This window comes from Acinetobacter sp. ANC_7503, from assembly GCF_056780035.1.
The window spans coordinates 235,799-256,521 of record NZ_JBWYJA010000001.1 but is presented as its reverse complement, the minus strand read 5'-3'; the positions used below and the strand labels follow the sequence as shown (position 1 = coordinate 256,521).

Here is a 20,723-nt window from a genome sequence, read left to right as displayed (position 1 = left end):
TTTAATGAGAAAAACTGCAATATACATAATAAAAAAATAAATGATTTGATTATGTTTGAAATCAGATTAGTAAATAAAATAATCGTATAAAAAATTAAAATAATTAGTGCTAATTTAATTTTATTCAATTTTTTTGAAGAGAATAAAATGACCGCACAAATAGATATAAAATTGCATGAAGCTGAAATTTCAAAAGAATTCTACCAAATTCATCAGCCAGCGCATGTGATTAAGACAGATCAAGAAGCGATTCAAATCGCACAACAGCTCGCTGAAGATTTTGCAAAGGAAGCCTCCATTCGTGATCATGAACGCCGTTTACCTTTGAGTGAAATTAACAAGTACTCTCAATCAGGGCTTTGGGCAATTAACATTCCAAAGCAATATGGCGGTGCAGGAGCGAGCTACAAGACTCTCGCTGAAGTTGTTAAAACCATTTCTAGCGCTGATCCATCACTAGGTCAAATCGCACAAAATCATTGGGTGTTTCTAGAGCATATCCGTTTAGATGCCACCGAAGAACAAAAACAATTCTTTTTTAAAGCAGTACTGGGTGGAGAGCGTTTGGGGAATGCTTTCTCAGAAAAAGGGTCTAAGACGGTTGCCGATCTCACCACAAAAATAGAATTTGATGCTTCTGGCAATGGGATTGTGAATGGACAAAAATTCTTTGCGACTGGAGCTTTACTGGCACACCGCATTCCAGTTGTTGCGATTGATGCTGAAGGAAAACCATTTGCTGCAATCGTGCCACAAGGGACAGAAGGTGTAAAAATTACCAATGATTGGAGTGGGTTTGGTCAGCGTACAACGGTCAGTGGATCAGTCGAATTAAACAACGTTAAAGTAGGTGCAAAATATATCGTTCCAATTTATCAAGCTTTTGTAAGACCGACAGCAGCTGGAGCAATTTCTCAATTTATTCAAGCTGCTGTAGATGCTGGGATTGCACGTGGTGCGATTCAAGAAACGATTCATTACGTTCGTAACTTTGCACGTCCATGGATTGATTCAGGTTTAGATAAAGCAAGTTCAGATCCATATACCATTGCCAATATTGGTGAATTGAAAATTAAGCTGCGTGCTGCTGAAGCCGTTCTGGATTTGGCAGGATTAGCGATTGATTTAGCACTTGCTGAACCGACCGAAGATCATATTAATGAAGCAACATTGCTCGTGGCTGAAGCAAAAGTCTTAACGACTGACATTGCGATTTTAGCAGCGAATAAATTATTTGAGCTTTCTGGCACGCGTTCGACCTTATCAGAATTAAATTTAGATCGTTATTGGCGCAATGCCAGAACACACACTTTGCATGATCCCGTGCGTTGGAAATACAACATTGTAGGAAATTATTTTCTAAATGATGTCCCACCACCACGTCATCCATGGAGCTAAGGAGAAATTTATTATGACTATATTAAATCAGAATGAAGAACTTTCACTTGGTGCCAACTATGAAGAGGTTGCAGCAAAGTTTCGACCGATTTTTAAGCGGATTGCAGAAGGGGCCGTTCAACGAGAAACCGATCGTGATTTGCCTCATGAACAAATTAAATGGTTAAACGATGCATGTTTTGGTGCATTACGTGTGCCAAAAAAATATGGCGGTGCAGGTTTTACCCAACAGCAACTTTTCCAAATCTTAATCGAGTTGGCGACAGCGGATTCAAATATTGTGCAAGCTTTACGTGGACATTTTGCATTTGTCGAAGACCGTTTAGTGGCGCATAAAGATCAATCACAAGCGTTTTGGTTTAAGCGATTTGTAAATGGTGAAATCGCAGGAAACGCTTGGACAGAGGTCGGTAATGTTGAGATAGGCGACGTCATTACCCGAGTGAGACAAAATCAACAAGGCGAATATGAAGTTTCAGGAGAAAAGTTCTATTCTACAGGTACTATTTTTGCCGATTGGATTGATCTTTTTGCCTATGATGAAACCACTGATCAGCATGTGATTGCAGCGGTCTCAACTAAAGCTAATGGAATTAAAGTACATGATGATTGGGATGGATTTGGTCAAAAAACAACGGGAAGTGGGACTCTAAAAATCAACCAAGTGTCGATTGAACGAGATCATATTTACCCGTTTGATCAGCGTTTTAAATATCAAACAGCTTTTTATCAAGTTGTACATCTAGCAACACTGACCGGCATCGCATTTTCTGCGGTGGAAACCTTTAGTGAGGAAGTGCGTAAGCGTACTCGAATCTTTAGCCACGGGAATGCTGATCTGGTCCGTGATGATGCTCAGATTCTACAAGTGATTGGTAAGGCATCTGCCCAAGCATTTGCCAGTCAAGCCATTACTTTAAAAACAGCTGCAGCACTGGATGATGCATATTTAAGTCACTTTAATGCTTCATCTGAAAAAGATCATGAGATTAACCAAATTGCAGAACTAGAATCTGCTCAAGGGCAGGTCGTCATTTCAGATCTTGTACTTGATTTAACAACTAAACTATTCAATAGTTTGGGCGCTTCAGCCAGCGCTTCATCGAAGCAGTTAGATCGTTTCTGGCGTAATGCACGTGTCGTATCCTCACATAATCCGATTATTTATAAGGAGAAAGTGGTGGGGGCTTTTGTCGTGAATCAAACTGAATTGCCATTTGTATGGCAAATTGGTAATAGTCCTTTGGCGAAACACTTGAAAGCTCAAGTGGCTTAATTGATGTAATTTCTATGATGCTGCTAAGAAGGTCCTGTTAAGGACCTTTTTTCTAGCTTCGTAAATAAGAGCTCTAATAGCCTAAGCGATTTAGATAGATCACTTTAAAAAACACTAAAAAAAGACACTAAAAAATAGTGTCTTAACGATTTAAAGCGAGCTCAAGAAGCCTTATCTGTTTGCAGAAGCCCTGATTCATCAACTTTACCGATACGCCATTGATAAGGGGGTAATGCACCATTTACGCTAAAGTCTCCGACAATTCGATCTTTATAAATTCTTGGGTTGTGTGATGCGAGCGTACGAATATTTCGCCAGAAACGATCTAAAGCTAAGTTTTTATCAGTGGCTGATGCTCCTAGAGCATCAAAAATAATGGTCGAAGCATTTAATGCAAGTGTGGTGATAATGGTTTGAGATTGAGCAACCTCTAATTCTGCTATGGCATTTTGATCTGCTTCGAGTTGTTCATTATCATTCAACCCAGCTTCAAAAGCACGTTGTATAGCCTGTGCATTTTTTTCAATAATTGCTGCAGTGGTGTACGCGACACCACGAATTTGACCCACCACTTGTAGGATTTGAGCATCATTACGGACGAAGGAAGCATTGGCATGCGTATAATTTCTTTCACGTTTATAAACCTCAGCTGATACTTCATAGCTTGCTGCTCTTGTAAGCCCTGAAATAATTGCCAATTGAATCAGTTGATAGAATGCTGCTGAATATTTAAAGCGCTGTTGGTCTCCGATGACATCTTGTTGATTCACAACAACATCAGTGAACTTAGTAGTACCACTTGCTGTAAGAATTTGACCAAAACCATTCCAGTCATCCACAATCTCAACACCTTCAGCATGTCGAGGGATTAGAATACTGGCTGATTCTCCATACAAATCAGTAATACCCACATCAATCCAGTCTGCATACAAGCTTCCTGTGGTATAAAATTTTTGTCCATTCAATATCGTGCGTCCCTCAGCATCTTTGGAAAGTCTCGTTTTAAATTCATGAATGGACTCATTTCCACCTTCAGACCATGCGCTTCCAATAATTTGACCTTGAGCCACTCTAGGAAGCCATATAGATTTAAACTGTGGGTCGCGGCTGAGCAGTAAATCTTCCACAAAGCCAAAATGTACGCGAAGTGCCTGCGGTAAATTTGCATCAGCTTCGGCAAGTTCGATTAATAGATTAAATAATTCTGGAATAGTTGCATCAAATCCACCTTGCGAAGTGGGTAAGCGAAGTCTCGTAAAACCGATGTCTTTTAACCATTGAATCTGTTCAAAAGCTAAAATTCGCTTTTCTTCGCGTTCTGATCGCGAAGCTTTGATTTTTTCAAATGTTGGTCTAAATAACGAGGCGAGGCTTTCATAACGTGAAGATGGTCCTTGTCCCCATACAGCATTAATTTGTGTGGTCAGTGCGCTGGGACGGTGTTGTAATGCAGTTTGAGTTTTTAAATTAACGATATTCATAATACTCAGTCTTTATTATAAATTAAAATAAAATAATAGCGCTTATAAAATGGGTGAAAATCGATTTATTGTGATATGTAAATATAATATATTGGATTAATAAAAAATTAGAAATTATCTTAAATAAAGAAAATTATATTCAATAAAATGAATTGAGATATAATAATGTTGTGATTGAAAAAAGGATTTAAATTAAATGAGTAAAGATTTTAAATCGAATACTTATATTTGTGATGATCATGTCATAGATACGATTTATTGGTTGATGCACCACCAAGATAGTTATGATCGCTTTGAGTTTGATGCATTTAGTCAAAAAATAACGGTACACCATGCCAATGGAACAGATGAAATTAAGCCAGGACAGTATCTTAATGCCTGTTATGGCATATTGATCACATCATAAAAAACCGAAGCAAAGCTTCGGTTTTTGATTGAGCGAATCTTATAAATTAACTTGCCATTGCATCTATAGTCAGCTCTGATACAGTCGGCTTCGCTTTTTCGGCTTTTAGACCTAACTTATCGAATAACTGCTTATCTTTGCCTTCACCAGCATTAGGTGTCGTTAAAAGCTTTTCACCTGAGAACAAAGAGTTAGCACCTGCCATAAACGCTAAAGCTTGATCAGAATCAGAAAGAGATTCACGACCCGCTGAAAGTCTTATATAACTTTTTGGCATGATAATGCGCGCTACGGCAATGGTGCGAATCCATTCAGTCACATCGAGTTTTTCAACATCTGCTAAGGGTGTGCCTTCGATCGGCACAAGCATGTTGATTGGTACCGATTCTGGATGAATAGCTAAGGTCGCAAGTTCATGTAATAGACCAATACGATCTTGAGTATCTTCACCTAAGCCAACAATTCCACCGCTACACACTTTCATGCCTGCTTGGCGCACAAAGTCTAAAGTATTTAAACGATCATCATAAGTGCGTGTGGTAATCACATTTGGATAGTACTCACGAGAGGTATCTAAATTGTGGTTGTAATAATCTAACCCCGCTTCTTTTAAACGTTCCGCTTGTGATTGATTAAGCATCCCTAAGGTCATACAGGTTTCAAGTCCTAGGGCTTTTACCTCACGTACCATTTCAAGTACATAGGGCATATCGCGTTCATGAGGATTTCGCCATGCAGCACCCATACAAAAACGAGATGATCCAGAAGCGAGAGCTTCTTTGGCTTCATGAATTACTTTTTCAACAGCAATTCTTTTTTCAGCTTCAAGTTTGGAATCATAACGTGCAGATTGAGAACAGTATTTACAATCTTCTGGACATTTACCCGTTTTGATCGATAGTAATGTGCTGACCTGAATGGTATTTGCATCAAAGTATTGACGATGCACGCGTTGTGCTTCGAAAACTAAGTCCATGAAGGGTTGTTCATAGAGTTTTTGTATTTCTTCACGCGTCCAATCATTGCGTACTTGCATAATTTATCCATCAATTAAAAAGCTACTTATTTGATCATACTGTAATTTTAACAATGCAAAATCGTAAAATATGACAATAATGACTCAAAAAAATTATCAAAATCGCCAACTCAATAGAAATTAATCATTGTTGATTTAGTTACAAACTTAACTATTTTTATGCATTTTTCGCCGCAAAATTATTTTTTGGGAACTTGATGCTGAGAACTTGTTGCTAACGTGTACTTAAAATTTCAGATCATGCTCAAAACGGTGTTTTTGCGCTGTCAAGTCATCTTGGAAAAGTACAATTAATTATTTCTTTTTGATTGTTGTTCTTGTACTGCCCAGTCAATATGGATTTGCACAATCTCACTAGACTGATTTCTTTTTAGTATCAATTGCTCAATATTGTTTGGATGATACGGTGCATTCCCGATTCCAATCGCAATATTCCGCATAAAGCTTTCATAGCCTGTTCTACGCAGTGGACTGCCTTCTGTGTTGGCTAAGAATGTTGCTTCGTCCCATTGCCATAATTCAATTAAAGAAAGACGATCCAGCCCATGACGGGGATGGAAATCAGCAACCGTTGTAGTTTGTGCGAAACTATTCCAAGGACAAATCAGCTGGCAATCATCACATCCAAATACGCGATTACCTATGCCACGGCGTAGTTCTTCAGGAATCACCCCTTGGTATTCAATGGTCAGATAGGCAATACATTTACGGGCATCTAATTGATATGGCGCTACAATCGCCTGCGTTGGACAAATATCAATACATGCTGTACATGAGCCGCAATGTGCACTGGCAGGCTCGTCAAAGGGTAATTCAAGAGAACTAAACAGTTCACCGAGTACAAAAAAGGAACCCGATTTTTTGTGGATGAGCAGGGTATGTTTACCTGTCCAACCCATACCTGCAGATTCAGCGAGTGATTTTTCAAAAATAGGGGCTGAATCGGCGAAAGGTCTTGATTCAAATGGGCCGACTTTTTCACGAATAAGGTTTGAAAGTGTTTTTAATTTACCGCGCATGGTTTTATGGTAATCCCGTCCGCGTGCATATCGCGCAATAACGGCAGAATTAGGGAAATCAGGTACTGTTCGAGGTTGAGGTCGTTCAACCAAATAATTCATTCTGACGCAGATAATACTTTTTGTATGGGGAACCAACAGTGTTGGATTAGCACGTTTTTCCAAATTTTCTTCGAGGAACTTCATGTCACCATGAAATCCTTGTTCTAAATATGCTTTTAATCGAGGTAATTCATCTTGAGCATCAGGTCGGGCAATGACACAATCAGCGAAGCCCAGTTCCAATGCTTGAGATTTAATCCAAGCTTTAAGCGCATGAGGATCAAATTGCTGTGTTGGAATACGAGCTGGTATAGATGAGAGAGATTGAGTCATAAATAAAAAAGGAACGATAATGCATCAACAAGTTTATCACAGCAGTGAGATACAAGCTTGGGAACAGCGCTGGTTTGACGATCAAAATAGTGCTTTTGGTCTTATGCAGCAAGTTGCTTGGATGATGGCACAAGAAATCATCACAATTCTTCAAGGTATTGAAAAAAAGAAAATCCGTATCGCAGTCTGCTGCGGCAAAGGAAATAATGCAGGGGATGGTTATCTTGTTACGTACTATTTAGCACAGCACTCTTTATCACGACATTGTTCATTCAACCAAAATCTAGAAATCGATATTTTTTCTTTTTCACAAGTCGATCATCACTCGGCTGACTCCTTACAGAGTGCTTATAAAATGAGTCAATCCATACCACTTAAGCAGTTCACCGATCTGAACCATTGTAAGGGTTATGATGTCTATATTGATGCATTGTTTGGAATTGGAATTAATCGTACTTTAAGTGAAGACTGGCAGAGAATTATCCATCATATTAATGAGCAAGACGGCGTCAAAATTGCGATTGATATGCCGAGCGGTTTAGATGCAAATACAGGTCAACCATTACCAATGGCTATTCATGCTCAGCATACGCTTACCGCACTCGCATATAAGGTAGGGCAATTTGTAGGGCGTGCACAGGATTTTATAGGACATCTAAAACTCATTCCCATTTTACCATGTGACTCAGATTTAAAACCTGTGGCCCGATTAAGCCCAGTCAAAACAATTTTGCCGCGACGACACTCTACAGGACATAAAGGAACGTATGGGCATGTGCTCGTGATTGGCGGTCATGCACAAATGGGAGGTGCGGTGATTATGGCGGCTGAAGCTGCATTTGCCGCTGGGGCGGGTAAAGTCACGATCGTGTGTGATGCTAAACATCATTCAGCAATTTTGTCACGATCTCCCAATGTAATGGTGCAGGATATTAATCGTTTCGATCCATTACAACGAAAAAATTTGCTACAGCAAGTCGATTCGATTTGTTTTGGAATGGGGTTGGGACGCGATGATTGGGCAGCTGAGCAATATGATCAATGGATGAGTATTCTGTCCTCTACGAACAAACCGACTGTACTCGATGCTGATGCATTGTGGTTCTTATCTGAAAAGCCCATTCGACTCAATGAGAGAACTTACGCAACGCCACATCCTGGTGAGGCTGCAAAACTTTTACACTCTAGCGTGGCGGAAGTTGAGCATGACCGCATCAAAGCAATTAAACGATTACAAACACTGTATGCTGGTGAATGGGTATTAAAAGGTGCAGGAAGTTTAACGATTGACGCGCAGCAAACCATTTGGATTTGCACCCAAGGTAATCCAGGAATGGGTACAGGTGGAATGGGGGATATCCTTGCAGGAATGATTGCGAGTCTTAAAGGACAATTGTCTAATTCCATTCAACTTCATGAAATTGTTAACTTACATGCCATGGCAGGTGATGTATTGGCTCAACAGGGTGAACGTGGTTTGTTAGCTCAGAATATGGCTCAAGCGATTTATCAAATAGTAAATCTAAAATAAAATTCAGGGATAGATATGCGATATTTAAAATTAACGATACAAGGTCTTGTTCAAGGGGTCGGATTTCGTCGCTGGTTTATGGAACAAGCCTTAAAGTTGCATTTAACTGGTTACGTTAAAAATATGGATAATGGGGATTTGGAAGCTATCATTGTTGGCACATATAAAGATGTCAATGACATGATCAAACTGGCCATGGCAGGGCCTCATAATAGTAAAGTTAAGCAAATCTTCTATGAAGACTTAATTGACATCAAAGAGCGTGATTTCGATAACTTTCAAATTCGCCAATAAGTGCATTGAGTGTCGAGAGACTTTTAACGTCGACGACTACTGCTGCGGCTTCGTCCACGTGCCATTCCACCTAAAGCATTTAAGACAGCCAATTTACTCATACTGCCAGAGGCATGTGCATGGCAAATTGCTGCGGCAAGTGCATCTGCAGCATCGGCTTGTGGTTTAATACTTAAATTAAGTATGCGCATAACCATCATTTGAACCTGTTCTTTATCAGCAGCGCCATAGCCAACAACAGATTGTTTAATTTGACGCGCAGTATATTCAGCCACTTGTAGATCTAAATTGACCAATGCCGCTATAGCTGCACCGCGTGCTTGACCAAGTTTTAAGGCAGAGTCAGGATTGACCGCCATAAATACCTGTTCCACAGCAGCTTCGGTAGGACCATGAAATTTAACGATTCTTTCAATGCCTGAAAAAATTCGTTTTAGACGCTCAGGCATATCAGGTGTTTCAGTGCGAATTGTTCCAGCATCAACAAAAGTGAGTTTTTGCCCCTCTTTTTGAATAATACCGTAACCTGTTAGACGTGAACCAGGATCAATTCCGATAATTAATGACATTCCATGACTTTAAAAATAAAATAATGCCCATATTGTTACATAAGCGTATGAAAAAAGCTTGATACAGATTGAGCAGATGATTACGACCCTATATTTAAATTTTTGAGATTAGATTACATTTCATGAAATTAGCTCTTATTGTTTTAATCGGTATAGTCCTTGAAATCTTCGTATGGGTCGGTGTGGGTGATCTAGTCGGAAGTATGTGGTATGTATTCTTCTGGTTTATTGCTGCATTCTTTATTGGTTTAAATATGGTTCGTTCTCATGCATCAGGTTTAATGCCACAGATGCAGCAAATGCAACAAGGTCATATGAGTGCTGATCCGAATTTGACCAATAACTTACCTAAAATTATTGCGGGTATTTTCCTTTTGATTCCGGGGTTAATTTCTGATCTATTCGCCTTACTTATTCTAATTCCACCTGTTCAAACAGCATTTAAAGCGGTGATGATGAAAACCATGATGAAGCGTCAGCAAGCCATGATGGAAAAAATGATGGGTGGTATGATGGGAGATATGGGCGGCATGGGTGGTCAAGCAAATGGTCAGAATCCATTTGCAGATTTAATGCGCCAAATGCAAGAAATGCAAAGCCAGCAGCACGGTCGTGGTTCAAATGACTCTACTATCATTGATGGTGAAGCAAGAGAAATTACACCTGAAGCAAAGAAAATTGAAATGAAAGACGTTAATCAAAAGTAAATTGCGCATGTTCAAAACCAGATGTAATGTCTGGTTTTTTTATTTTTGTATCTCGATTTTCCTAAAAAACAGTATAATTCAAACAATTTTTATTCATTTTTGATTTATGTCTCTATTACTTACCATCTGTGTCCTACATCTTGTTGCTCAATTGAGTCCTGGACCTGATATTTTGTTGATTGCCAAATGCGCAGCGTCAACCACAATCGCAAACACGTTGAAAGTTATTTTAGGTATTTCTATTGGAATTTTATTTTGGGTGATTTTAACTTTATCAGGTTTTGCACTTTTGATTGCCCAATTCCCATGGATTCAACAAGTCTTAATGTTAGTCGGTGGTTTATTTTTGGCAAAAATGGGCTGGGCGATGCTAAAGGGTGGTTGGCAAACCTATAAGTCTTTCAAACTTGATGCAATTGATGAAAATCAGTTACCTTTAAAAGCTGAAAAATACTTTCTGATGGGGTTGTTTACAAACCTATCCAATCCTAAAACACTGATTTATTTTAGTAGTGTATTTTCACTTGCCTTAACTGCTTCAGCACCAGAGATGTTGAAAATACAACTGGCAGTCATTATTCCGATTCAAACGTTTTTAACCTTTACGTTTTTGATGGTCGTTTTAGCACGACCTAAAATTAAACAGCTCTACCAGCGTTCAGGGCATTACATAGATATGGCATCGGGTGGTCTATTTTTGATCTTTGCAGTCTGGTTGTGGATAGATGCGCTTATTTTGCTTAACTGAATCCTGATCTAACTCTTCTGTTTGAGTCAGAACGAGCGTGTCTTGCTGATAACGTCTTGGTCGCAAAGTTGCTTCAGTATTTTCAGAACCTTGATAAGAGCGACTTCTGTTTGCTCTTTCTCTCAAGCCGCCTTTCTTAATTAATTGAACCATAGTCATATCATCATTTTTTCACTACGTTTATTTTACTTCAATTTATGATTTCCATGCGGATATGATGGGCGAGTGCGTGAATAAAATATGGATAATCTCTAGAAGAAAAAAGAATGATAGAGCAGGTTGTCAAAAAAAATTCATATAGATATCTGATAATACAAGATATTGAATGAAGACATAGATGGTTGCTGTTTTATAGCTACATCATGAGGTTGATTATTGGTGAAGGCTTATATAGTATAAATATTAGCCTCTAAGGTGATGTAGATAAAAATAAAAAGACAGTCAAATCGGGAGGATGAGTATGCTGTATCAGTATCATTGTGCGTGTTGCGACAAGGTGGTTGCTTCGACAGACAAAGTGTGTTCTGAATGCGGATCACAAAATATCAGAACACCTTATGGTTTTTGGATATTTTGTATCATTGCGTGTTTAGCCGCAGCCATTGTGTTTAAAGTGGCCCATTTATATTTACAAGATAACCAAAATGTCCCTGTGAAGCAGTCGTTTTTGGACACGCTTCATCAAAGTGATAAAGCAAATTGAATCTATAAAAAAGCCCACATTGATGTGGGCTTTTTTATTTGGAAATTACAAACCAGCTGATGCTTTAAGCGCTTCAACCTTGTCTGTCTTTTCCCAAGTGAATGCAGTATCAGAACCTTCACGACCAAAGTGACCATATGCAGCAGTTTGCTTATACATCGGTTGAATGAGATTCAACATACGTGTAATTCCATATGGACGTAAATCGAAATGCTCACGTACCAATGCAATAATCAATTCTTCAGAAACCTTAGCAGTATTGAATGTATTGATTGAGATAGATGTTGGTTCAGCAACACCAATCGCATAAGACACTTGAATTTCACATTTATCGGCTAAACCAGCGGCAACAATATTTTTTGCAACATATCGACCAGCATAAGCAGCAGAGCGGTCTACTTTAGATGGATCTTTACCAGAGAAAGCACCGCCACCGTGACGAGCCATACCACCATATGTATCTACAATGATTTTACGACCTGTTAAACCACAGTCACCGACTGGACCACCAATCACAAACATACCCGTAGGGTTGATGTGGAATTTGGTATCCGCATGGAACATATCTGCTGGAATCACTTTTTTCACGATTTCTTCAATGACAGCTTCTTTTAAATCAGTCTGTGAAATCTCAGGATCGTGTTGAGTCGATAATACGACCGCATCTAAACGAACAGGTACGCCATTTTCATATGCAAAAGTCACTTGGCTTTTCGCATCTGGACGTAACCATGGCAGACTTCCGTTACGACGAAGTTCTGCTTGTTTTTCCATAAGACGGTGCGCATACGAAATAGGAGCAGGCATTAAAACATCTGTTTCGCGACTTGCGTAGCCAAACATTAAGCCCTGATCGCCAGCACCTTGATCTTCAGGTTTTTGACGATCTACACCTTGAGCAATTTCAGGAGATTGTTTGCCAATCATGTTGATAACAGCACAAGTTGAACCATCGAAACCTAAATCAGAATGATGGTATCCAATGCCATTTACGGTTTGGCGTACAATTGCTTCAAAGTCTACATTTGCAGTTGTTGTGATTTCACCTGCAAGAACAACAGCACCTGTTTTTACAAGCGTTTCACAAGCAACCCGTGCATATGGGTCTTCTTTTAAGATTGCATCCAAAATAGCATCACTGATTTGGTCAGCCATTTTATCTGGATGGCCTTCGCTTACAGATTCTGAAGTAAATACAGCGTACTCGCGCATAAGTCCTATCACAGTTATTTCTAAAGACGCAATATGGTACATCGACTTAACGTTAAGGACTAGCTTAACCTGACTAAAAAGCATGAATTTATGTCATTTTTGTGTTTTTTTAATTGATATCATCATCTGTTAAATTGATAAGTGAAAACTTTTGTATAAGACTTATTCTTTTTAAGACTGAGCTGAAATAAAAAACAGCTTAAGTGGGTACGAAAGAATATGAATATATGATTCAACATCAGTACTTTAAAAAAAGGCCAAGCGACTAAAAAATATTGGATTGAATTGAATATTGGTAAAACCGACTCGCATTGTATGAATTTTTTCGCTTTAGGGCTGAAATATACGTTTCTGGGCTTTACGCTGTTTGATTTTTTTAAGACAATACACCCAGTTTTTGAATTTTATTCATTTCCCATCTTTAATTTATCGGACACTGATCTATGACAACCCCGCTGAATGAACGTCGCATTGCTAACGCAATTCGTGTACTTGCAATGGATGCTGTGCAAAAAGCAAATTCTGGACATCCAGGTGCACCAATGGGGATGGCTGATATTGCTGATGTTGTATGGCGTGAATTCTTAAATCACAATCCGACAAACCCTCAGTGGGCTAACCGCGACCGTTTTGTATTATCAAATGGTCATGGCTCAATGCTTCAATATGCATTATTACATTTGACTGGCTATGATCTTTCAATTGAAGATTTAAAAGCATTCCGTCAATTGCATTCTAAAACACCGGGTCACCCAGAATTAGGTTATGCACCTGGTATCGAAACAACTACTGGTCCATTAGGGCAGGGTATCGCGAATGCTGTCGGTTTTGCTTTGGCTGAAAAAACCTTAGCAGCGCAATTCAACAAAGAAGACATTAAAGTCGTTGATCATTTCACTTACTGTTTCTTAGGTGACGGCTGTTTAATGGAAGGTGTTTCTCATGAAGCATGTTCATTGGCAGGTACTTTGGGTCTAGGTAAATTAATTGCTTACTATGACGACAATGGTATTTCAATTGATGGTGAAGTAGAAGGTTGGTTCTCTGATGACACAGAACAACGCTTCTTAGCTTATGGCTGGCAAGTATTGAAAGTTGATGGTCACGATGCAGATGCATTACGTGCGGCAACTTTAGAAGCTAAAGCTGAAACGAAGAAACCAACAATCATTATCTGTAAAACGATTATTGGTTTAGGTTCACCAAACAAACAAGGTAAAGAAGATTGCCATGGTGCACCACTGGGTAACGACGAAATCGCATTAACACGTGAAGCGTTGGGTTGGACTGAAGGTCCATTCGAAATTCCTGCTGACGTTTATGCTGCATGGGACGCTAAAGAAAAAGGTCAACAAGCAGAAGCAGCTTGGAACGAAGTATTTGCACAATATGAAGCAAAATATCCAACTGAAGCGGCTGATCTTAAACGTCGTTTAAGCGGTGAATTACCTGCTGACTTCGTTGCAAAAGCCGATGCGTATATTGCTGAAGTAAACGCAAAAGCTGAAACCATCGCAACACGTAAAGCAAGCCAAAATGCAATCCAAGCATTTGCCCCAATGCTGTCTGAAATCTTAGGTGGTTCTGCTGACTTAGCAGGTTCTAACTTAACACTTTGGAAAGGCGCACAAGGCGTTCAAGACAATGCTGCAGGTAACTACGTACACTATGGCGTACGTGAGTTCGGTATGACTGCAATCGCAAACGGTGTTGCACTTCACGGTGGGTTCATTCCTTACGTAGCAACATTCCTCATGTTTATGGAATATGCACGTAACGCAGTACGTATGTCTGCATTGATGAAACAACGTGTGATTCATGTTTACACACACGATTCTATTGGTTTGGGTGAAGATGGTCCAACACACCAACCAATTGAACAAATCGCATCTTTACGTGGTACACCAAACCTCAACACATGGCGCCCATGTGACACAGTTGAAGCAGCAATTTCTTGGAAATCTGCGTTAACACGTTCTGAAGGTCCAACTGCGTTGATCTTCTCTCGTCAAAACTTAGCATTCCAAACACGCACAGAAGCACAAATTGCTGATGTTGCGAAAGGTGGTTATGTATTGGCTGAAGAAAAAGGCGAATTGAAAGCGATTATCATTGCAACAGGTTCAGAAGTTGCATTGGCAATGGAAGCTTATGCACAGCTTGAAGGTGTGCGTGTTGTGTCTATGCCATGTGCTGAAGAATTTGTTAAGCAAGATGCGGCTTATCGTGAGGCAGTTCTTCCATCTAACATTCGTGCACGTGTTGCTGTAGAAGCAGCACATGTAGATTACTGGTGGAAATTTGTAGGTCTTGATGGTCGTGTGATTGGTATGACTACGTATGGTGAATCTGCACCAGCGAAAGATTTGTTCCAACACTTCGGTATTACGACTGAAGCAGTTGTCGCAGCAGTGAAAGAAATTACTGCTTAATTCTTAGAATTAAGTGTTTTAAAAGGCGTCCCAACTGTGGGGCGTCTTTTTATTTTTATGTATCTATATAGATACATTCATTCCCTAGATTTCAGATTGGAAGTGAGTAGCGCAATGAGTTTGTATGAGCAAATTAGTGATGAAATTACTTTAATGGATGCGGGTGAGCAAAAGTGGATTGGTGAAGACTTACCACTTGAAGCGATGGTAGCAGTAGAGTTATTGCTACAAGATATGGCAGAAGAGAAAATCATTAAAGTACGTCGAAAAAATCGTGAAAAAACTTCAGGATTAAAACAGATTGATCGTATTCTGATTGAAAAGCTTTAACAGTCATAAAAAAGCCTCCTATGAGGCTTTTTTAATAGCCTATTTTTATTATTTTACAGTTAATTAGCCGTAGTTTCTGACACGGTAAAATTTAATTTTGGATCAGCATTTTGTTGAATTGTCCATTCACCACTTACTCTGAAAGATGCTGCTGAAGCATAAGTATCTTCCATAAACTGGAAATACGTGATTAAGCCATCTTTAACTATTGCTTTAATTGAAAAAGGTGAAGTAAAAGTGCGCTTAGCGTAAACAGATGTATAAGTAAATTGACCGAATACAGCCACTGTTTCATCTTCAGCTAAAATATCTGTGATTTGAAAATCATCGATCGTCCAATAAGTTCCGACATTAGAAAAAGTATAAATGTAGACATCACGACCTGTAGAAGTACCAGCCCAAGGTTCAATTTGTTTAAGTTCAGGATTATTAAAATTTAGCGAAGTATAAATGGCATCTTTAGCCACTAACTTTTCTGAAGCAATCGCTACTCTTGATTTATCAGTATTATATAAAAAAGCCAATACGACATCTTTAGGTGCTTTAGTTTTAAGCGCTTTATCAATCGCTTGTTGTTGTTCACTCATCATTATTCTCCAGTTCAAAGTGGTAATTTTAGTATTATAAATGAGACAAAATATTAGTATATTGTATAAATGTTTAATTTAATCTCATATTTAAGATATGTGTTGATGTTAACTGCTTATTAGGAGAAAGCTTAAAGATGAAAAACATGATCTATACACAAGTGATAGTCATAATCTGATCAAATTGATTTGATAAAAGTGACACCTTCTTAAGGTGCGTTCTAATCTTGCAACAAACTGTTCTATCTGTACTGATGCAAGAATTTCAGAATGCTATACATTATTCACTATCCATTTCATAAATGTTTTAAAAAATTTGAGGAAAAATTGATGAACTTTAAAACAATAGCGTTAAGTGCCGTAGTGCTTTCTGTAGCAACAGTTTCATTTGCTAAACCAGTTGAATATAAAATTGATCCAACTCATACAGCGACAGTATTTACTTGGGATCATTTTGGCTTTTCTACACCATCAGGTAATTTTAGCGATATCCAAGGAACGATCAAAGTAGACAATGAAAAGCCTGCTAATTCAGCGGTGAATGTCACAATTCCACTTTCAAGTATCAATACAAATGTCAAAGCATTAGATGAACATTTATTGAAACCAGATTTCTTTGATGCTGAAAAATATCCGAATATCACTTTTAAAAGTACTAAAGTTCAACCAAATGGTAAGAACAAGTATAAGATCACAGGTGATCTAACGATTAAAAATGTTACTAAGCCTGTCGTACTAGATGCTGTTTTGAATAAACAAGCTGAACATCCTATGACGAAAGCGCAGTCTATTGGTTTCAATGCAACGACTTCATTTGACCGTTCTGCATTCGGTGTTGGAGCATATGTGCCTAATGTAGGCGACAAAATCACGGTGAATATTACGACTGAAGCTTCAGTCGCAACTGATAAGAAATAATATTCTTCAAAAACAGTACATTTTAGAAAGCACCTACGGGTGCTTTTTTAATCACGATTAAAAATTAAGAAACATCCAAAACTGATAAAAATACTACCTGTTATAAGATCAATCTTCTTGCTGATTTTTTGATATATTGTGTTTACTTGTTTAGCAGAAAAAATAAAAGCAACTATCGCAAACCAAATCAAGCTTTCAACAAAAATTAACATTAACAGTGAACTCTGCTGTATCAGAGTTGCATCACTATTCATCGCAAGCGCGAAAACACTACTGAAGTAAACTAATGCTTTAGGATTTGCCATATTGGTGAGAAAGCCTTGAATCAGTAAAGAACTGTATTTTTTCTTGACTATGCCTTTTGTAACGTAAGCTGAAGCAGGTTCTAATTTCGTTAGCCCTGATTTAAAGAGTTGAATGCCTAAATAAATGAGATAAACCCCTCCTAAAATCATCATAATTGTTTGGAGCCAAGCCATTTTTTGGAATAGATAGTGTAATCCACTCATAGCACAAATTGCCCAAACTAAAATACTAAGAGAAATTCCTAATGCTGCAAAAAGTGCATGTATGCGAGACTGTCGAACCGCACTTTGCGTGACAAATAAAAAATCTGGTCCAGGACTAATAAGTGCAAAGAAATGAATGATGGCTAAACTGAACAGTGGTGACATTTATATCTTCATTATAATTTTTGGATATTGAATTTAGGTATAGCACAATCCAATATCCTGATCTACAGTTGGGTTGAAGGCAATCAAATCAAAATCATTTAATCTGTTCAATAAAACGGCTTAAGATTGAACCTGCCACAGATTCAAGTTTTTCAGCATAACGATGGTTATCTGCACGTAATTGAGTAATATCTATACCCGCTTTACGCAATTCGCAAGTATGACCAATCAACCATTTCTCTAAACTATCTGAGGTCACTTCAGGATGGAACTGGAGTGCTAAAATATTAGATCCAACTTGAAAAGCCTGATTTTTATAAATTTGAGTGCTCGCCAGAAGTTTCGATTGCGCGGGAAGATCAAAGGTATCACCATGCCAATGCAAAACTGGCACACCATTTAAAGAATTTAGAACGTTGTCTTGCTCATTTATAATATCTACCGTACTCCAGCCAATTTCTTTAGTGTGGCCAGCATATACTGCACCGCCCAAGGCTTTTGAAATGAGTTGAGCACCTAGACAGATGCCAAGCGTAGGGCGTTGGAGTTTTAATCTTTCTTTAAGTAAGTCTATTTCTGTTTGTAGGAAAGGGTAATCTTCTGTCTCATAAACACCAATCGGTCCACCCAAAATAATGGTCAGACCTTCGTACTTTAAGGCTACTGAAAGATCATCCACACCTGCATCAAAATATCTGACCCGATAACCCAGTTGATATAGTGTCTCCTCAAAAGAACCTAGATCTTCAAAGGCTAAATGCTGTATTGCATATACTGTTTCAGGAAGCTTTCTCATGATGTGACGTTCTTAAAAGAATGATGAGGAGATTATAGTATAGAACTTTTGGAACTAAGGTTTCGTCCATAAAACAATATAAAACGATTTATTTCGCAATCTCTTTTTTTAATAATTTCTTAAGCATCGCTAGACTAGAATTGAGAATATCTTTTTTTAAGCGTTCATCTTGAACTCCACGCGCTAATAGTACGGAGCCCACCATTTGACAGAGTATGGCCCAAGCGAAATCAGGTTCTGGAGCATGCTGCGCAAATAGTTTGTAACCACGCTGAAGTTCTTTTTCAAAACATTGTTTAATGTCAGCATCAGCGCGTGAAACTTCAGCAGCAAGTGAGGGTAAAACACAGCCTTTTTCTGGGTGTTGAACGTGTAATAGAGAAAGATATCGGTTCATTTCAAAATCTAACCAAGATTCTGGATCTTGATGAGGATTCATTTCCCACTGTTGAATACTTGCTCCGATTTCAGATTCGATTAAGGCTTTAAATAAGTCGTTTTTTGAAGAAAAGTGAGAATAGAAAGCGCCGCTGGTCATATTTGCAGCGTGCATAAAACCATCAACCCCAGTATTGTTAAAACCTTGTTTTTTTGCGAGTTCACCACTGGTTTTTAAAATTTCGCGACGTTTTTCTTCTTTGTATCCTGCTTTATATCTCATATTGAATATTCAATAACCATTGACTGTGCCTCAAAACTATAACATAGTGATCGTTATAATAACGATCGTTATTTAATGGAGAGGTGATGAACGATCAGCAGTCAGAAATTAATCATTCAGAAGAAAAATCAACATATAACAAGGTCGCACTGATCATTGGTGCAGGAGATGCCACAGGCAGTGAGATCGCAAAACGCTTTGCACGAGGTGGATATACTGCTTGTATGACTCGACGCAATGCAGACAAGCTTGCACTTGTTATCCGAGAGATTGAAGCACACGGTGGTAAAGCTTATGGATTTGCTTCAGATGCAAGAAAAGAAGATCAAGTGATTCAACTGATTGACACAATTGAACGTGACATTGGTCAGATAGAAGTATTGGTTTTTAATATTGGAGCAAATGTGCCGTGTAGCATTCTAGAAGAAACAGCACGTAAATATTTTAAAATCTGGGAAATGGCTTGTTTTAGTGCTTTTTTAAATGGTCGTGAAGTAGCTTAACGGATGGTCGCAAGGCAGCGCGGCACTATCATTTTCACTGGTGCAACAGCAAGCATCCGTGGTTCATCATATTTCAGCGCTTTTGCTGGCGCTAAACATGCGTTAAGAGCCTTAGCCCAAAGTATGGCAAAAGAGTTAGGGCCTCATCATATTCATGTTGCGCACATCATTATTGATGGGGCGATTGATACTGATTTTATTAAAGATACTTTCCTTCATTTGTATGAAAAAAAACAGCATGACGGTATTTTGAATCCTCAACATATAGCTGATAACTATTGGCATATTGCTCATCAACCACGAGATGCTTGGACACATGAATTGGATTTGCGACCATGGTCTGAACAGTGGTAATCATATTTAATAAGGATAAGACATGACTACACAACAACAAAAAGTTGAATTTTATTTCGATCTTGGCAGTCCATTTAGTTATTTGGCTTTTTATAAGGTACAAGAAATCACCAAAAAATATAATGCAGTGATTGATTACACACCAATTTTATTGGGTGGAATTTTTAAGTCGACTGGTAACAAGAGTTCAATTGAGGTGCCTGTTAAAGGGATCTATTCAATGCAAGACTTAAGTCGTTGGTCAGATTATTATCAGATCCCGATGCAGATGAATCCATATTTTCCAATGAATACATTGACTTTAATGCGTATGTTAACGGGAGTCAAAATCTATCATAATGAATATTTTGAAGTGATTTTGACCAAGCTTTTTGATGCGATGTTTAGAAAGCCCTTGAATTTAGCCGATCCAGAAGTTCTGATAAATTTATTTCAAGGTGATGCAATCGACGGTCAGCAACTTTTGGATTTAAGCCAAGATCCGGTGGTAAAACAAAAATTGATTGATGAAACAAACAATGCCGTACAACGAGGGGTATTCGGAGCACCTACATTTTTTGTACGGGAAAATATGTATTGGGGACAAGATCGCTTGCATTTTGTAGAGCGCGAATTACAAAAATAAGTGAAAAAGAAATTGGATTGAGACTCAGCTAAATTTATTAAAAATATTGATGTGATATAACGAATAAGAGAGTACGAAATTAACAGCT

At 38.5% G+C, this 20,723-nt stretch carries 22 protein-coding genes and 1 pseudogene; 13 read left to right on the top strand and 10 right to left on the bottom strand.

What is annotated here, in order from left to right:
• Window positions 1-147 precede the first annotated feature (147 nt).
• Both AC1M9M_RS01305 and AC1M9M_RS01300 read left to right on the top strand, forming a co-directional pair.
• Entirely contained in the window at window positions 148-1,398 is a 1,251-nt protein-coding gene (locus AC1M9M_RS01305) for an SfnB family sulfur acquisition oxidoreductase (protein WP_481595384.1), read from the top strand.
• A gap of 13 nt (window positions 1,399-1,411) precedes the next feature.
• Complete coding sequence (locus AC1M9M_RS01300) at window positions 1,412-2,674, top strand: acyl-CoA dehydrogenase family protein (RefSeq protein ID WP_481595383.1); 1,263 nt, start codon at window positions 1,412-1,414, stop codon at window positions 2,672-2,674.
• Between the two features lie 161 nt (window positions 2,675-2,835).
• Here AC1M9M_RS01300 and AC1M9M_RS01295 read toward each other — a convergent pair whose 3' ends face one another.
• A complete protein-coding gene (locus tag AC1M9M_RS01295; protein WP_481595382.1) occupies window positions 2,836-4,155 on the bottom strand; it encodes an acyl-CoA dehydrogenase family protein in 1,320 nt (439 codons plus the stop codon).
• Window positions 4,156-4,351: 196 nt separating this feature from the next.
• Here AC1M9M_RS01295 and AC1M9M_RS01290 point away from each other — a divergent pair, with 196 nt between their 5' ends.
• Window positions 4,352-4,561: a hypothetical protein gene (locus AC1M9M_RS01290; protein ID WP_481595381.1), complete on the top strand. Its 210-nt coding sequence runs from the start codon at window positions 4,352-4,354 to the stop codon at window positions 4,559-4,561.
• A 46-nt stretch (window positions 4,562-4,607) separates the two neighbouring features.
• Here AC1M9M_RS01290 and bioB read toward each other — a convergent pair whose 3' ends face one another.
• The gene (gene bioB / locus AC1M9M_RS01285; RefSeq protein ID WP_180027754.1) at window positions 4,608-5,597 is read right to left on the bottom strand and encodes a biotin synthase BioB; all 990 of its coding nucleotides are present in this window, start codon (window positions 5,595-5,597) and stop codon (window positions 4,608-4,610) included.
• Between the two features lie 290 nt (window positions 5,598-5,887).
• Window positions 5,888-6,991, bottom strand: a complete 1,104-nt coding sequence (queG, locus tag AC1M9M_RS01280) for a tRNA epoxyqueuosine(34) reductase QueG (RefSeq protein WP_481595380.1) — start codon at window positions 6,989-6,991, stop codon at window positions 5,888-5,890.
• Between the two features lie 19 nt (window positions 6,992-7,010).
• Between queG and AC1M9M_RS01275 the strand changes: the two genes are divergently transcribed.
• Together AC1M9M_RS01275 and AC1M9M_RS01270 are read left to right on the top strand one after the other, a co-directional pair.
• Entirely contained in the window at window positions 7,011-8,522 is a 1,512-nt protein-coding gene (locus tag AC1M9M_RS01275) for an NAD(P)H-hydrate dehydratase (RefSeq protein ID WP_481595379.1), read from the top strand.
• A gap of 15 nt (window positions 8,523-8,537) precedes the next feature.
• Complete coding sequence (locus AC1M9M_RS01270; protein WP_481595378.1) at window positions 8,538-8,816, top strand: acylphosphatase; 279 nt, start codon at window positions 8,538-8,540, stop codon at window positions 8,814-8,816.
• A 23-nt stretch (window positions 8,817-8,839) separates the two neighbouring features.
• Here AC1M9M_RS01270 and ruvC read toward each other — a convergent pair whose 3' ends face one another.
• Window positions 8,840-9,385, bottom strand: a complete 546-nt coding sequence (gene ruvC, locus AC1M9M_RS01265) for a crossover junction endodeoxyribonuclease RuvC (RefSeq protein WP_035263804.1) — start codon at window positions 9,383-9,385, stop codon at window positions 8,840-8,842.
• A gap of 122 nt (window positions 9,386-9,507) precedes the next feature.
• On the opposite strand from ruvC, the gene AC1M9M_RS01260 reads away from it, so the two are divergent.
• The gene (locus tag AC1M9M_RS01260) at window positions 9,508-10,092 is read left to right on the top strand and encodes an FxsA family protein (protein WP_035263802.1); all 585 of its coding nucleotides are present in this window, start codon (window positions 9,508-9,510) and stop codon (window positions 10,090-10,092) included.
• 106 nt (window positions 10,093-10,198) lie between these two features.
• Window positions 10,199-10,840 (top strand): LysE family transporter, encoded by a 642-nt coding sequence (locus AC1M9M_RS01255; protein WP_179998148.1) that lies wholly within the window; start codon window positions 10,199-10,201, stop codon window positions 10,838-10,840.
• Here AC1M9M_RS01255 and AC1M9M_RS01250 read toward each other — a convergent pair.
• Window positions 10,784-10,993 (bottom strand): hypothetical protein, encoded by a 210-nt coding sequence (locus tag AC1M9M_RS01250; RefSeq protein ID WP_035263798.1) that lies wholly within the window; start codon window positions 10,991-10,993, stop codon window positions 10,784-10,786. The genes AC1M9M_RS01255 and AC1M9M_RS01250 overlap by 57 nt on opposite strands.
• A 307-nt stretch (window positions 10,994-11,300) precedes the next feature.
• Between AC1M9M_RS01250 and AC1M9M_RS01245 the strand changes: the two genes are divergently transcribed.
• Complete coding sequence (locus tag AC1M9M_RS01245) at window positions 11,301-11,543, top strand: hypothetical protein (protein ID WP_035263796.1); 243 nt, start codon at window positions 11,301-11,303, stop codon at window positions 11,541-11,543.
• 45 nt (window positions 11,544-11,588) lie between these two features.
• Here AC1M9M_RS01245 and metK read toward each other — a convergent pair whose 3' ends face one another.
• On the bottom strand, window positions 11,589-12,755 hold the full coding sequence (gene metK, locus AC1M9M_RS01240) for a methionine adenosyltransferase (RefSeq protein ID WP_035263794.1): 1,167 nt from the start codon (window positions 12,753-12,755) through the stop codon (window positions 11,589-11,591).
• A 443-nt stretch (window positions 12,756-13,198) separates the two neighbouring features.
• Here metK and tkt point away from each other — a divergent pair, with 443 nt between their 5' ends.
• Together tkt and AC1M9M_RS01230 are read left to right on the top strand one after the other, a co-directional pair.
• Entirely contained in the window at window positions 13,199-15,187 is a 1,989-nt protein-coding gene (gene tkt / locus AC1M9M_RS01235) for a transketolase (RefSeq protein ID WP_481589912.1), read from the top strand.
• A 114-nt stretch (window positions 15,188-15,301) separates the two neighbouring features.
• Window positions 15,302-15,517: a hypothetical protein gene (locus AC1M9M_RS01230; protein ID WP_035263790.1), complete on the top strand. Its 216-nt coding sequence runs from the start codon at window positions 15,302-15,304 to the stop codon at window positions 15,515-15,517.
• A gap of 59 nt (window positions 15,518-15,576) precedes the next feature.
• On the opposite strand, the gene AC1M9M_RS01225 is transcribed toward AC1M9M_RS01230, so the two are convergent.
• Window positions 15,577-16,104 carry a nuclear transport factor 2 family protein gene (locus AC1M9M_RS01225; protein ID WP_481595377.1) on the bottom strand — a complete coding sequence of 176 codons (528 nt, stop codon included), beginning with the start codon at window positions 16,102-16,104 and terminating at the stop codon, window positions 15,577-15,579.
• 330 nt (window positions 16,105-16,434) lie between these two features.
• Between AC1M9M_RS01225 and AC1M9M_RS01220 the strand changes: the two genes are divergently transcribed.
• On the top strand, window positions 16,435-17,022 hold the full coding sequence (locus AC1M9M_RS01220) for a YceI family protein (protein WP_481595376.1): 588 nt from the start codon (window positions 16,435-16,437) through the stop codon (window positions 17,020-17,022).
• A 47-nt stretch (window positions 17,023-17,069) separates the two neighbouring features.
• On the opposite strand, the gene AC1M9M_RS01215 is transcribed toward AC1M9M_RS01220, so the two are convergent.
• The 3 genes from AC1M9M_RS01215 to AC1M9M_RS01205 form a co-directional block, all read right to left on the bottom strand.
• Window positions 17,070-17,696, bottom strand: a complete 627-nt coding sequence (locus AC1M9M_RS01215) for a LysE family transporter (RefSeq protein ID WP_035263786.1) — start codon at window positions 17,694-17,696, stop codon at window positions 17,070-17,072.
• A gap of 94 nt (window positions 17,697-17,790) precedes the next feature.
• Entirely contained in the window at window positions 17,791-18,492 is a 702-nt protein-coding gene (locus tag AC1M9M_RS01210; protein WP_481595375.1) for a glutamine amidotransferase, read from the bottom strand.
• Window positions 18,493-18,580: 88 nt separating this feature from the next.
• Window positions 18,581-19,153 (bottom strand): TetR/AcrR family transcriptional regulator, encoded by a 573-nt coding sequence (locus AC1M9M_RS01205; protein WP_481595374.1) that lies wholly within the window; start codon window positions 19,151-19,153, stop codon window positions 18,581-18,583.
• An 86-nt stretch (window positions 19,154-19,239) separates the two neighbouring features.
• On the opposite strand from AC1M9M_RS01205, the pseudogene AC1M9M_RS01200 reads away from it, so the two are divergent.
• Window positions 19,240-20,010 (top strand): annotated as a pseudogene (locus tag AC1M9M_RS01200) (SDR family oxidoreductase).
• A 22-nt stretch (window positions 20,011-20,032) separates the two neighbouring features.
• On the top strand, window positions 20,033-20,635 hold the full coding sequence (locus AC1M9M_RS01195; RefSeq protein WP_481595373.1) for a 2-hydroxychromene-2-carboxylate isomerase: 603 nt from the start codon (window positions 20,033-20,035) through the stop codon (window positions 20,633-20,635).
• The last annotated feature ends 88 nt before the right edge of the window (window positions 20,636-20,723 follow it).